Source organism: Aurantimonas sp. HBX-1 (genome assembly GCF_021391535.1).
GTDB lineage: Bacteria > Pseudomonadota > Alphaproteobacteria > Rhizobiales > Rhizobiaceae > Aurantimonas.
In genome coordinates this window covers 3,601,803-3,614,816 of record NZ_CP090066.1, presented here as the reverse complement: position 1 = coordinate 3,614,816, position 13,014 = coordinate 3,601,803, and the positions used below count along the sequence as shown (strand labels likewise).

General features: G+C 68.7%; 14 protein-coding genes. 8 read left to right on the top strand and 6 right to left on the bottom strand.

Annotated elements, in window-relative coordinates; genetic code table 11:
• The first annotated feature begins 10 nt into the window (after window positions 1-10).
• The 4 genes from LXB15_RS17095 (at window position 11) to LXB15_RS17080 (ending at window position 4,130) form a co-directional block, all read left to right on the top strand.
• On the top strand, window positions 11-334 hold the full coding sequence (locus LXB15_RS17095; protein ID WP_183207262.1) for a YbaB/EbfC family nucleoid-associated protein: 324 nt from the start codon (window positions 11-13) through the stop codon (window positions 332-334).
• A 104-nt stretch (window positions 335-438) separates the two neighbouring features.
• Complete coding sequence (gene recR, locus LXB15_RS17090; RefSeq protein ID WP_233949589.1) at window positions 439-1,044, top strand: recombination mediator RecR; 606 nt, start codon at window positions 439-441, stop codon at window positions 1,042-1,044.
• A gap of 167 nt (window positions 1,045-1,211) precedes the next feature.
• Window positions 1,212-2,432 (top strand): lytic murein transglycosylase, encoded by a 1,221-nt coding sequence (locus LXB15_RS17085; protein ID WP_233949588.1) that lies wholly within the window; start codon window positions 1,212-1,214, stop codon window positions 2,430-2,432.
• Window positions 2,433-2,834: 402 nt separating this feature from the next.
• Window positions 2,835-4,130: a ChaN family lipoprotein gene (locus LXB15_RS17080; RefSeq protein WP_233949587.1), complete on the top strand. Its 1,296-nt coding sequence runs from the start codon at window positions 2,835-2,837 to the stop codon at window positions 4,128-4,130.
• 23 nt (window positions 4,131-4,153) lie between these two features.
• Here the strand turns inward: LXB15_RS17080 and LXB15_RS17075 are convergent, their stop codons facing one another.
• Complete coding sequence (locus tag LXB15_RS17075; protein WP_233949586.1) at window positions 4,154-5,005, bottom strand: LOG family protein; 852 nt, start codon at window positions 5,003-5,005, stop codon at window positions 4,154-4,156.
• A gap of 110 nt (window positions 5,006-5,115) precedes the next feature.
• On the opposite strand from LXB15_RS17075, the gene dapD reads away from it, so the two are divergent.
• Together dapD and LXB15_RS17065 are read left to right on the top strand one after the other, a co-directional pair.
• Window positions 5,116-5,973, top strand: a complete 858-nt coding sequence (dapD, locus tag LXB15_RS17070) for a 2,3,4,5-tetrahydropyridine-2,6-dicarboxylate N-succinyltransferase (protein ID WP_233949585.1) — start codon at window positions 5,116-5,118, stop codon at window positions 5,971-5,973.
• Window positions 5,974-6,037: 64 nt separating this feature from the next.
• A complete protein-coding gene (locus LXB15_RS17065) occupies window positions 6,038-6,823 on the top strand; it encodes a phosphodiester glycosidase family protein (protein ID WP_233949584.1) in 786 nt (261 codons plus the stop codon).
• A gap of 28 nt (window positions 6,824-6,851) precedes the next feature.
• Here LXB15_RS17065 and LXB15_RS17060 read toward each other — a convergent pair whose 3' ends face one another.
• A complete protein-coding gene (locus tag LXB15_RS17060) occupies window positions 6,852-7,931 on the bottom strand; it encodes a lytic transglycosylase domain-containing protein (RefSeq protein ID WP_233949583.1) in 1,080 nt (359 codons plus the stop codon).
• A 155-nt stretch (window positions 7,932-8,086) separates the two neighbouring features.
• Between LXB15_RS17060 and dapE the strand changes: the two genes are divergently transcribed.
• Window positions 8,087-9,280 carry a succinyl-diaminopimelate desuccinylase gene (gene dapE, locus LXB15_RS17055; protein ID WP_233949582.1) on the top strand — a complete coding sequence of 398 codons (1,194 nt, stop codon included), beginning with the start codon at window positions 8,087-8,089 and terminating at the stop codon, window positions 9,278-9,280.
• Between the two features lie 4 nt (window positions 9,281-9,284).
• Window positions 9,285-9,875, top strand: coding sequence for a hypothetical protein (locus LXB15_RS17050; protein WP_233949581.1), 591 nt, complete (start codon window positions 9,285-9,287; stop codon window positions 9,873-9,875).
• A 9-nt stretch (window positions 9,876-9,884) separates the two neighbouring features.
• On the opposite strand, the gene ehuA is transcribed toward LXB15_RS17050, so the two are convergent.
• The 4 genes from ehuA to ehuB form a co-directional block, all read right to left on the bottom strand.
• Complete coding sequence (ehuA, locus tag LXB15_RS17045; protein ID WP_233949580.1) at window positions 9,885-10,661, bottom strand: ectoine/hydroxyectoine ABC transporter ATP-binding protein EhuA; 777 nt, start codon at window positions 10,659-10,661, stop codon at window positions 9,885-9,887.
• Window positions 10,658-11,350 (bottom strand): ectoine/hydroxyectoine ABC transporter permease subunit EhuD, encoded by a 693-nt coding sequence (gene ehuD, locus LXB15_RS17040; protein ID WP_233949579.1) that lies wholly within the window; start codon window positions 11,348-11,350, stop codon window positions 10,658-10,660. Before ehuD ends, ehuA begins: the two co-directional genes overlap by 4 nt.
• Before the next feature lie 3 nt (window positions 11,351-11,353).
• Window positions 11,354-12,025 (bottom strand): ectoine/hydroxyectoine ABC transporter permease subunit EhuC, encoded by a 672-nt coding sequence (ehuC, locus tag LXB15_RS17035; protein WP_233949578.1) that lies wholly within the window; start codon window positions 12,023-12,025, stop codon window positions 11,354-11,356.
• 102 nt (window positions 12,026-12,127) lie between these two features.
• A complete protein-coding gene (gene ehuB, locus LXB15_RS17030) occupies window positions 12,128-12,991 on the bottom strand; it encodes an ectoine/hydroxyectoine ABC transporter substrate-binding protein EhuB (RefSeq protein WP_233949577.1) in 864 nt (287 codons plus the stop codon).
• Between the last annotated feature and the right edge of the window lie 23 nt (window positions 12,992-13,014).

Here is a 13,014-nt window from a genome sequence, read left to right as displayed (position 1 = left end):
GAGATAAGCGATGAAAGACCTGATGGGGATGATGAAGCAGGCCAAGGCCATGCAGGAGAAGATGGCCGGGCTGCAGGAAGAGGTCGCCCGCATCGAGGTGACCGGTCAGGCCGGCGGCGGCGTGGTCAGCGTCAGCCTGAACGGCAAGGGCGAGATGCAGGGCATCGCCATCGACCCGAGCCTCCTGCGGGAGGAAGAGAAGGACATCGTCGAGGACCTGGTCGTCGCCGCCCACAACGACGCCAAGGGCAAGCTCGACCTGGCGATCCAGGAAAAGACCCAGGAAATGACCGCCGGCCTGCAGCTGCCCGGCGGTATGAAGTTTCCGTTCTGACGGGGCCGACCGCGCCCGCGGATCTGCGGCGGACACTGGCGGGAGGGGCGGCCGCAGGGCCGCGCCCCCGCCGCGACAGAGGATAGCCGACCGGCTCGTCATTCATGGCAAAACCCATTGCAGGCCCGGAGATCGAGCGGCTGATCCAGCTGCTGGCGAAGCTTCCGGGCCTTGGCCCCCGCTCGGCGCGTCGGGCCGCCCTTCATCTCGTCAAGCGGCGCGAACAGCTGCTGTCGCCGCTCGCCGCGGCGATGGCGGAAGCGCGCGACAAGGTCACGATCTGCTCGGTCTGCGGCAATATCGACACGTTCGACCCCTGCACGGTCTGCACCGACCACTCGCGCGACCAGACGACGGTGATCGTCGTCGAGGACGTCTCCGATCTCTGGGCGCTGGAGCGCGCCAGGGCGCTGAATGCCGCCTATCACGTTCTCGGCGGCGTCCTGTCGCCGCTGGAGGGCGTCGGGCCCGATGACCTGACGATCCGCCAGCTGGTCGAGCGGGTGCATCGCGGCGGCATCAGGGAACTGGTTCTGGCGGTCAATGCCACCGTCGAGGGCCAGACCACGGCGCATTACCTGATGGACCAGCTGGAGGGGCTCGACGTGAAGGTGACGCGGCTCGCCCACGGCGTGCCCGTCGGCGGCGAGCTCGACTATCTCGACGAGGGCACGCTCGCCGCCGCCATGCGCTCGCGAACGGGGCTCTGAGCAGCGGGAACCCGGTCGCGGCAGGAATGCCGGGATCCGCCGCGGCACCGTGTCGTCGCCGCCGTGATATCGCCATCGAAACCTGCAGCTTCGATCCTGCATCGTCCGCTAACGGTGCGTGACGCTCCCGCGGCGCTTCGTCCGCGGCCGACCTTCGATGGGAAGCCATGCTCCGCACCCTGCTCGCCGTGACCCTGTTCCTCTGCGCCCTCGCCCCGGCCGGCGCGCAGAACCTCGACGCCGGCTTCCGCAACTTCCTGGAATCCGACATCTGGCCGGCGGCGCGCCAGCGTGGCGTGCCGCGCCCGATCTTCGACCAGGCCTTCGAGGGCGTGCGCCTCAACCTGAAACTGCCGGACCTGCAGCTTCCGGGCTCGGGCGAGGGGGTCGCCGAGACCAATTTCCAGGCCGAGTTCAAGAGCGGCGCCGACTATCTTTCCGAGCGCAACGTCGCCGGCAATGTCAGCCAGGGCAGGGCGCTGCTTCGCAAGCACAAGGCGCTGCTCGACCGGATCGTCGCCCGCTACGGCGTGCCGGCGCCGATCATCGTCGCGATCTGGGGCCGTGAGTCCGGCTTCGGCACCGCGAGGATTCCGGAGAACGCCTTTCAGGTGCTGGGCACCAAGGCCTATCTGGCGCGGCGCAAGGCGATGTTCCGCGAGGAGCTGCTGGCCGCGCTGCAGATCGTCGCCGACGGGCATCTCAAGGTGTCGGAGATGAAGTCCTCCTGGGCCGGGGCGCTCGGCCAGCCGCAGTTCATGCCGACGAAGTTCCTGGACCTGGCGGTGGATTTCGACGGCGATGGCCGCAAGGACATCTGGAACTCGGTGCCCGACACGCTCGCCTCGATCGCCCATTACCTGCGCCAGGCCGGCTGGCAGCCGGGCCGCGACTGGGGCTTCGAGGTGGTGGTGCCGGCCAGCGTCTCCTGCGCCAACGAGGGCCCGGATCGCGGCCGCCCGATATCGGAATTCGCCGCGGCCGGCGTCACCCGCGTCTCCGGCCGGCCGTTCCCGGCGAACGAGCTTGCCGCCCGCGGCCATCTGATGATGCCGGCGGGGCGCCACGGGCCGGCCTTCATCGCCACGCCGAACTTCTACGTCATCAAGGAATACAACAACTCCGACCTCTACGCCCTGTTCGTCGGCCATGCCGCCGACCGCAAGCAGGGGGCGGGCCCCCTGGCCGGGCAGTGGCGGGACACCGACCGGCTGACCCGCGGCGACGTCGCGCGGATGCAGCAGAAGCTGATCGCCCTCGGCTACGATGTCGGCGGCGCCGACGGGCTGGCGGGCTTCAAGACCCGCCGCTCGATCGGCGAATTCGAGGCGAAGAACGGCATGGCGCCGACCTGCTGGCCGAGCCGCGCGCTGGCGGCGCGCCTCTAGGCAGGGGCTTGTCCCCAACTGATTTAACGTTTCGTTGTCGATCCTTGCCAAAAGCTTTGGGTTGTGGCGCCGGGCGCCTATCGCGCGGCGCGAGCCGCTTGTACGCAGGATGGGTGGTACCCGAGGAGAGTGGGCCGTGATTCGGCCTGCCAAGCGGCGGGAGTTGCCTGGGGAGGCGACGCGGACGGTCCGGCCGAGGTCGGGCCGTCCGCCCCTCTCCACCCTCGTGGCGAGCGCGAATTTACCGAAATTTTCACCGTTTCGGTGGTTTCATCCACGAGCCGCGGAAAATCTTCGCCAAAGCCCCGGCCTGCAATAGTTTCGCCACATCCGTTACCGATCTCTACGCGATCCGACGCTGCCGATTCGCGCCGGGCAATCTGACATGGGGGACATGCCGAATTGGGACGCTACGTCTGGATACCTGCCGGCATCACCGTCTTCGCGGGCCTCGGCTTCGCGGCGGCGGGCAATGTCGAGCGCATCGTGGCAAAGCTTCCGATCGCGGCGACCGACGACGCGACCTTCGTCCCGCCGGCACCCGACGACCGCGTGCGGCTTCCCTATAGCAAGGACGGCAGCGCCACCTTCATCGCGGTAGCGACGGCGGCACCCTTCGGCGGCGCGGTCGCGGCCGACCCGGCCCCGACGGTTTCCCTCGACGACGACGGCAGTTCCGTCGCCGAGCTGGCGCGGCTTGCCGCTGCCGGCGACGCGGCTGCCGAAACCCTCGACGTTGCCGAACTCGCGGACGACGGGGCGGTCACCGCGACCAAGCTGTTCGATTCCGACGCGCCGCGCTGGACCGCCCGGCACTTCGTCGAGAACCCGCTGGTCGGCGGCGTCTTCCGCGGCGACGGCCTGCCGTCGAGCGCCAGCGCGCTGCTCGAGGAGGCAAGGTCCGCCCGCTACGTGCTGCTCGGCGAGATCCACGACAATCCGGACCATCACCGGCTGCAGGCCGACATCGTGGCCGACCTCGCCCGGGCCGGCACGACGCCCTCCGTGGTGTTCGAGATGATCCCCGAGCGTTTCGGCGCGGCCCTCGACAGCTTCCGCGAATCCGGCGGGAGCGATCTGGCGGCGCTTGCCCGCGAGCTCGAATGGACCGAGCGCGGCTGGCCGGACTTCTCGATCTACCGGCCGATCTTTGAGGCCGCCGTTCAGAACGATCTTTCGATGGCACCCGGCAATCTCGACGACGCGATGGTCGGCGCGATCTCCAAGGGCGGCCTGAAGGCGCTGTCGGCGGAAGACGTCGCACGCCTGTCGCTGAACGACCCGCTGCCCCGGGCACAGTCCGAGGAACTTGCCGACGCCATCCGCGAGGCGCATTGCGGCCTGATGCCGGATGCCGCGATCGAGCCGATGAGCGTCGTGCAGCGCGCCCGCGACGGCGCGATGGCCGATGCGCTGATCGGTGCGGCGAGAGAGAGCGGCAGCGCCGTCCTGATCGCCGGTGCCGGCCATGTCCGCACCGACCGGGCGGTGCCCGCCATCCTCGCGGCCCGCGAGCCGGAGTCGAAATCGGTCTCGGTCCAGATGGTTGAAGTCAGCGACGCGGCCGGCTCGCAGGCCGATTACGGCCTGAAGCAGGATTCGCCAGCGCCGTACGACTTCACCATCTTCACGCCGCGCGCCGACGTCACCGACCATTGCGCCGCGCTGCGCGAGCGGATGGGCCGCACCGCCGACTGAGCCGGAAGCTCAGGCCGGGCGTTTCAGAATTCGTAGAAGTCGCGGATCGCCTTCCAGCCGTCCTCCGCCGTGTCGGCGAAGGTGATCAGGTCGAGGTCTGACGGCGCGATCGTGCCTTCTTCCGCCAGCGCCTCGAAATTGATGACGCGGCGCCAGAATTCCTCGCCGAACAGGATCACCGGGATGCGCTGCATCCGCCGCGTCTGGATCAGCGTCAGGCCTTCGAACAACTCGTCCAGCGTGCCGAACCCGCCCGGGAAGATCGCCATCGCCTTGGCCCGCAAGAGAAAGTGCATCTTGCGGATCGCGAAATAGTGGAAGTTGAACGAGAGTTCCGGCGTCGTGTAGGGGTTCGGCGCCTGCTCGTGCGGCAGCGTGATGTTGAGGCCGATCGACACCGCGCCGACATCGGCGGCGCCGCGATTGCCGGCCTCCATGACGCCCGGCCCGCCGCCGGTGACGATGACGAACTCCTTGCCGCCATGCGTGTCGGCCGAGTGCTGCGAGGCGAAGCGGGCGAAGCGCCGCGCCTCCTCGTAATAGCGTGAGTTCGCCTCGAGATTGCGCTTCTGCACCGGGTTGCGCGCCGCCCAGGCTGCGGTGCCGGGTTCCGGGATGCGCGCGCCGCCGAACAGGATCACCGTCGAGAGGATGCCCGCCTCGTTGAGCGCCATCTCGGGCTTCACCAGTTCGAGCTGCAGCCGCACGCCGCGCAGCTCCTCGCGGGTCAGGAAGTCGGAGTCGTCGAAGGCGAGGCGATAGGTGGGCGATCGTGTCTGCGCCGTCGCCGGGATGGCTTCCACGTCCTGCCGGTCCCGCTGCGAACTGGGAAACGGATCCCAGCCGTTCTGGTCGCGGGGTGTCTCTTGCGTCACGAATGCCTCGCCTGCTCGAATTGATTCCTCAAGGGCCTTCAACTAGGGTCCGCACCGATTTCGACAGGGCGCCAGCCGCCCGTTTCTCCCGCTTTTCCAGGAGCCCGCCGATGACCGCGCCGGACCGCGCCGCCCTCGAATCGACCATCGAACGCGCCTTCGAGGAGCGGAACAACGTCTCCGCTTCGACCACCGGCCCGGTGCGAGAGGCGGTCGAGACGGCGATGGAGATGCTCGACAGCGGCGAGGCGCGGGTCGCGACGCGCGGTGGGGACGGCACCTGGACGGTGCACCAGTGGCTGAAGAAGGCAGTGCTGCTGTCGTTCCGGCTCAACGAGATGAGCGTCATCGAGGGCGGCGCCGGCGGCGCCACCTGGTGGGACAAGGTGCCGTCGAAGTTCCAGGGCTGGGGCGAGAACCGCTTCCGCGAGGCGGGCTTCCGTGCCGTGCCGGGCTCGATCGTCCGCAGGGGCGCCTTCATCGGCAAGGACGTCGTCCTGATGCCGTCCTTCGTCAATCTCGGCGCCTATGTCGACACCGGCACGATGGTCGACAGCTGGGCGACGGTCGGCTCCTGCGCCCAGATCGGCAAGAACGTCCACCTCTCCGGCGGCGTCGGCATCGGCGGCGTGCTGGAGCCGCTGCAGGCGGGTCCGACGATCATCGAGGACAACTGCTTCATCGGCGCCCGCTCCGAGGTGGTCGAGGGCTGCATCGTGCGCGAGGGCTCGGTTCTCGGCATGGGCGTCTATATCGGCCAGTCGACCAAGATCGTCGATCGCGCCACCGGCTCGATAACCTATGGCGAGGTGCCGCCCTATTCGGTGGTCGTCGCGGGCTCGCTGCCGGCGGCCAATCCGATGGGCAACGGCGAGCCGGGCCCCGGCCTCTATTGCGCCGTGATCGTCAAGCGGGTGGACGAGCGCACCCGCTCGAAGACCTCGATCAACGAGCTGCTGCGCAGCTGATCGCGGCGGCTCGGGCGCCCGCCCGAATTCGCGTCGGGCCCGAAACATCGCGACGGAGATCATCATGGCCGGGCGTCATCGTCTGAACAGCGTCTGGCCGGTCTCGCTGGCGGCCTTCGGCAGCCTGCTCGGCTGGCTGCAGCCGATGCCGAGCATTCCGGCCGGCCATGACGGCATCTGCCGCACCGAAACGGCGTCCGGCATAGAGTACATCGTCTGCGACGTGCCGCTCGATCGCTACGACGTTTCCTTGCGGGCCGAGGATGCCGAAGGCCGGCCCTACGAGACCTTCGAACGGGCGAGCGCCAGCGTCGACGGCGCGCGCGTCCGCCTGATCATGAATGCCGGCATGTACCACGAGGACCGGCGAGCCGTGGGTCTCGCGGTGCAGGACGGCCGCGAGGTCAGTTCGCTGGTGCGCGGCACCGGGACCGGCAACTACTCGCTGCAGCCGAACGGGGTGTTCTTCGTCGAGGACGGCAAGGCGAGGGTGATGGAGACCGGCGCCTACATCGCCGGCACCCACGAGCCGGATCTCGCCACCCAGTCGGGGCCGATGCTGCTGATCGACGGCAAGCTGCATCCGCGCTTCATCGACGGCTCCGACAGCCGCTACGTCCGCAACGGCGTCTGCGCCAGCGAGGACGGGCGCACCGTTCGACTCGTGCTGTCGCGCCAGGCGGTGAATTTCTGGGACTTCGGGCTGTTCTTCCGCGACCGGCTGGGCTGCCGCGACGCGCTGTTCTTCGACGGCCAGGTCTCGAGCCTCTATTACCCCGACGCCGGCATCAACTACCGCCGCGACCGGCTGGGGCCGATGCTCGTGGTCACCGACCGCCCGGCCGGCTGAGGCAGCCGGGCGTCACCCTGTCCTGGTGTTACTGCGCGTCGGCGCCGCGAAGCAGCGGCACGACTTCCTCGTCGAAGCCCATGCGGGCTGCCAGCGCCGCGTCGTCGATCCCGGCTTTTTCGGTCACTTCGGCGACCCGGCCACCCTTCTCGGCCGACGGTGCCGCCACAGCGGCGACCTCGGTCGCTGGAGCGGACGCGGGCAGGGAGGGAACCACGGTCTTTTCCGTCGGCGCGAGGGCCGTCGCGACGGCGGCCTCTGCCGGCGTCTTCGCCGGTGCCGCGGCCGACGCCGTGGCGGTGGCTTCGGCCGGTTTGGCCTCGACCTTGACGGAAGGCGCCGTCGCGGCTGGCTTTTCCTTCGCGGCAGCCGGCGTCGGCTGGATCGCGGCGATCATCGTGCCGAGCAGGCCCTTTTCCTCGGCGGGTGCCGCCTCGGCCGGCGCAGCCACGCCGCGCCGCTTGTTGACCTCGGCCATATGGGCCTTCACCGCCGAGCAGTAGCGCGCCGCCGACTGGCTCATGCGGGTGGTGCGGTGGCCGCCCTTGTATTTCATCGACGTCTTGCAGACGTCATGGCCGCCCTGTTCCCAGGCGCCCTTCAGGTATTTCATGCCGTAGGTGAGATTGGTGTCGGCATCGAGCAGATCGCTGGGCGATCCGGCAAAACCCATGCTGCGCGCCGTCGCGGGCTTGATCTGGCTGAGCCCGTAGACGCCGCCGGCGCCCTTGGCCTTGGGATTGTAGCGGCTTTCGACCCGGACCACGGCATAGGCGAGCGCGGGCGGAATGCCGGCTTGGATCGCGTGCTTCTCGATCAGCTGGTCGAGCGCGGCGCTGCCCGAGATCGTGCCGGTCTCGGCGGCCTGGCGGGCTTCGCGTGCGGCGATCTTGACGTCCTTGTCGGACGGTGCGGCAGCAGGAGTGGCCTCGGCGGTCTTGGTGTCTTCGGTCGCGTCCGCCTCGGTGGCGGCGGCCCCCAGCGCCAGCGGCGAACCCCCTGGCCCGTCGGCGATGCAGCCGGAAAGCGCCATCAACGCTGCGATGCCGGCGAGCGGCAACAGACGTAGCCGTTGCGCGCCGATGGCGGCCCGATCTCCCGATCCCATGCAGTCCCCTCGCGGCAGTTGTCCCCGGCTCAGCGTTTCCGCCGGGAACGCGGCGGAAACGTGGCACTGCCGCCACAAAGTCCGGGAGAACCAGGGCGCGCGCAAGTCCCCCGGCATCTGTGGCAAGCCCGCATCATCTCGGCTATCTGGGGTGCATGACCGATATCACCGATCCCTCCGCCGTCCTCGCCGAACTGATCCGCTGCCCCTCCGTCACGCCGCAGGAGGCTGGGTCGCTGGCCACGCTCGCCGCGATGGTCTCGCCGCTCGGCTTCGCCGTCGCGCGCCCGGTGTTCAGCGAGGCCGGCACGCCGGACGTCGAGAACCTCTTCGCCCGCAGGGGTGAGGCGGGATCGCACCTGGTCTTCGCCGGCCACACCGACGTCGTCCCGCCGGGCGAGCGCGGCGACTGGCATCACGATCCGTTCGCCGCCGAGATCGTCGACGGCGAGATGATCGGGCGCGGCGCCGTCGACATGAAGGGCGGCATCGCCGCCTTCGTCGCCGCCGTGGCGCGGCTGGAGCGTCGCGGCGAACTGCCGCCCGGCCGGATCTCGCTGCTGATCACCGGCGACGAGGAGGGGCCGGCGGTGAACGGCACGGTGAAGCTGCTGGCCTGGGCGGCCGAGCGCGGCGAGCGCTTCGACGCCTGCGTCGTCGGCGAGCCGACCAACCGCGCCGCGCTGGGCGACATGATCAAGATCGGCCGTCGCGGCTCGCTGTCGGGGGAGGTGAGGGTGACCGGGGTCCAGGGCCACGTCGCCTATCCCGATCTCGCCGACAACCCGGTGCGCGCCATCGTCGCCATCGCCGAGGCGCTGATGGCCGAGCCGCTCGACCAGGGGACGGACCGCTTCCCGGCGTCGAATCTCGAGATCACCTCGATCGACACCGGCAACCCGTCGGTCAACGTCATCCCGGCGCGGGCGCGGCTCTATTTCAACGTCCGCTTCAACGATCGCTGGACCCCCGAAACCCTAGCGCAGGAACTGCAGCGCCGGATCGATCTGGCGGCCGGCGCCTCGCCGCTGCGGCCGGGGCGCGCCGCCGCTTCGGTGGAGACCGTCTGGCGCGAGCGGCCGGCCGACGCCTTCGTGACGCGCGACGATGCATTGACGCAGTCGCTGACGGCGGCGATCGCCGAAGTGACCGGGCGGACGCCCGAACTGTCGACCTCCGGCGGCACGTCCGACGCCCGCTTCATCAAAGATTGTTGTCCGGTCGTCGAATTCGGGCTTGTCGGGAAGACGATGCACATGGCCAATGAGCGGGTTGCTCTGGTCGATCTCGAAGGACTGACGCAGGTCTATGAAGCCTTCATCACCCGCTGGTTTGCCGCCCGCCCCTGATCTGATGCCGAGTTTCGACGACGTGCTGCGGTTCTTTTCCGGCGCGTTGCTGCTGATGAGCGGGAAGAGCGAGGGGCTGCGGCGCCTCGACCTGTCGGCCGACGGCTTCTGGCAGTCCTTCTCCGCCATCGTCGTGGCGCTGCCGCCGATCGCGCTGTCCTGGATCGAGTACGAGGCGGTCGAGCGCGACGGCCCGGTCGCCGAGACCGGCGCGATGACGATCTATGCCGCGCACGCGCTCGCCGACGTCACCGGCTGGCTGCTGCCGATCGTCGTGCTGATGCTGGTGGCCAAGCGCATCGGCTATTCGAAGAAGATCGTGCCGGTGGTGGTGGCGACCAACTGGGGCGGGGCGCTGCTGTCCTGGGCCTTCGCGCCCTACTGGATGCTGCTCCTGCTGCTGGGCGCGAGCGAAGCGACGGCGCTGCTCGGCGTCATCGTCAGCCTCGCCTCGATCGGGCTGACGGTGCGGCTGATCTATGTCGCCACCGGCAAGGACCTCGGCGGCGCGTCGGCGGTGACGGCGCTGATGGTGGTCTCGTCGCTGGTCAGCTACGGCGCGGTCATGGACCTCACCGGCGTGCCGCTGGTCTGACCGAAACGGTCAGGCGGGGTCGAGCACCGCCTTGAGGAATTCGCGCGTGCGCTCCTCCTTCGGCTCGCCGAAGATCGTCGCGGGCGTGCCTTCCTCGCAGATCGTGCCACCGTCGAAGAACAGGATCCGGTCGGAGATCTCGCGCGCGAAGCGCATCTCGTGGGTCACCAGCAGCATGGTGAGGTCGTGCTCCTCGGCGAGCTGGCGGATGACGTTGAGGACGTCGCCGACGAGTTCGGGATCGAGCGCCGAGGTCGGCTCGTCGAACAGCATGACCTTCGGCCGCATCGCCAGCGCCCGGGCGATGCCGACGCGCTGCTGCTGGCCGCCGGAGAGCTGGCCGGGAAACTTGTCGGCCTGGTCGACCAGGCCGACCATGTCGAGCAGTTCCTCGGCCCGGTCGTTGGCCTCGCCCTTCGGCAGGCCGAGCACGGTGCGCGGCGCCTCGGTGAGATTGCGCCGCACCGTCATGTGCGGGAACAGGTTGAAGTTCTGGAACACCATGCCGAGCTTCTCGCGCATGTGGCGCAGATGCGCCTCGCCCGCCGGCTTCAGCTCGCCGCCGCTCTCCTCGTGCCACAGCGGCTCGCCCTCGACCCGCACGATGCCCTCGTCGATCGTCTCCAGCGTCATCAGGATGCGCAGCACCGTCGACTTGCCCGACCCGGACGGGCCGATGATCGTCACCTTCTCGCCGGGCTGGACGCTGAAGTTCAGCCCGTCGAGCACCGTGACCGGCCCGAAGCGCTTGACGACGTTTTCGAATTCAATGATCGGCTGGGTCATCGGAGCGGCAGCCCCCTCTTCGGCAGGTTCATGTCGAGCGCCCGCACGCCGGCGGCGGCGATGAGCGTCAGGATGAGGTAGAGACCGCCGACCATCGACAGCGGGATCAGGTAGTTGAAGGTCCGGTCGCCGATGATCTTGGCGACGTTGAGCATCTCCAGCACGGTGACGACGGACAGGATCGGCACGTCCTTCATCATCGAGACGAGATAGTTGCCGAGCGCCGGCACCACCCGCGGGATCGCCTGCGGCAGCACAATCCGGCTGAAGGTGCGGCCGGAGGCCATGTTCAGCGCGCGGCTCGCCTCGTGCTGGCCGTGGTCGACCGCCTCGAGCCCGGCGCGATAGACCTCGGAAATATAGGCGCTGTACTGCAGCCCCAGCGCCAGCGCGCCGGTCATGAAGGCCGGCAGCACGATGCCGAACTCCGGCAGGACGTAATAGAGGAAGAACAGCTGCACCAAGAGGGGTGTGTCGCGCAGGAATTCGGCGATCGCCTTGGCCGGCCAGGCGATCAGCCGCGTCGGGGCGGCCTTGAGCACGGCGAGGACCAGTCCGAGGACCAGCGCGATGACGAAGCCGAGCGCCGTCGCCTGCAGCGTGACGAGCATGCCCCAGAGCAGGATCGGCAGGATCGACACCGCGAAGGCGAGGCCGCCGGAGGTGTCCCATTCGTATCCGAACAGCATGGCCTACACTCCCGTCCGGCGCCAGCGCCCGACCGAGCGCTCGAGCAGCTTCATGAGCCCGGCAAGCACCAGCGCCATGCCGAAATACATCAGCAGCACCAGCGAGTAGACCGTGACGCTGTCCTGGGTGAAATTGCGGATCTGCTCGGCCCGGAAGGCGAGGTCCGCAAGGCTGATCAGCGATACCAGAGCGGTATCCTTGAGGTTCTGGACCGCGAGATTGCCGAAGGTCGGCATCATCTCCGGGATCGCCTGCGGCAGGGCGATACGCCACATCGCCTGGCGGTCGGTGAAGTTGAGCGCCTTGGCGGCCTCGAACTGGTCGCCGTGCACCGCCTGCAGCGCGCCGCGGACGACTTCCGCCCCGTAGGCGCCGATGTTCAGCGCCAGGGCGAGGATACCGACGGTGACGGGATCGAAGCGCAGGTCGATGCCGGCGGCCTCGCCCGCCAGCGGCAGCGCGAAATACAGCCAGAACAGCTGCACCAGCAGCGACGTTCCGCGGAAGATCTCGATGTACGAGATCGACAGCCAGCGGAGCACCCCCACCCGCGACAGCCGGCCAATCCCGAAGATGAACGCAAATGCCGCGCCCAGCAGCATCGAGGCGACCGCGATCTGCGCGGTGACGAGGGCGCCTTCAGCGAGCGGCCCGAGATAGGCTAACCATTCCATGCGTCAGTGTTCCAACCGGCCGGTGGCCGATCCTGACGGACGACCGAAATGCGCCGGCGAGCTTTTGCCCGCCAGCGCCCCAATTCTGTCTGAACCCAGCTGTTAGCTGGAGGCGTCGCAGAGTTCCTGCGTCGTGCGCTGGCCGGAGCCCTTGATGTCGGCCTCGGAGAAGCCGTAGCCCGCGAGGATCTCGCGCCACTCGTCGGTCTGCTTGAACTTCGTCAGCTCTTCGTTGAAGGCGTCGCGCAGCTCGGTGGAGTCGCTGGCGAAGGCGAAGGCGCCCCAGCTGCGGACTTCCTCCCCGTCGATCACCGGATCCTCGAACGAGCCGGCGCTTTCCACGCCGTCATCCTTGCCGGCCAGTTCGCTGACCGTCAGGCTGGTGGCGGCATAGGCATCGGCGCGGCCGGTCGACACGGTGGAGATCGCATCCGCATTGCTGGAGATCGTCACCATGCGGTCTTCTGGAACACCGAGCTTCTGCAGCATTTCCAGCTGGTCGGCGCCGGCCATGATCGCCACCTTGCCGTCGCCCTCGGCAAAGGCGCCGTAGCTGTGCAGATCCTTGGGATTGCCAGCGGCGACGAGCAGACCCTCGCCGTAGGAGCTGTTGGGCTCGGAGTAGATCACGCTCTGGCAGCGGTCCGGCAGCACGGCCATCTCGGCGGCCGCGACGTCGAAGCGGTCGGCGCGCAGGCCGGGGATCAGCGACGAGAAGTTCGTGCTCGTCCATTCGATGTCGTCGATGCCCATCTGCTCGAAGACATGCCGCGCGACGTCCGGTCCGGCACCCTTGGCCTCGCCACTCATGTCCATGTAGCCGTAGGGAATTTCGTTGGCGACCGCGATCCGGACCGTGCCGCTTTCCTTGATTTCGGCCAGCGAGGCCGCCGAGGCGGCGCCGGTTACAAGAACAGCCGCGGAAACCACGGTCGAGAGAAGGCTATTGCGAAGAATATTCGTCATGATGACTCCATCTTGGACAGTCG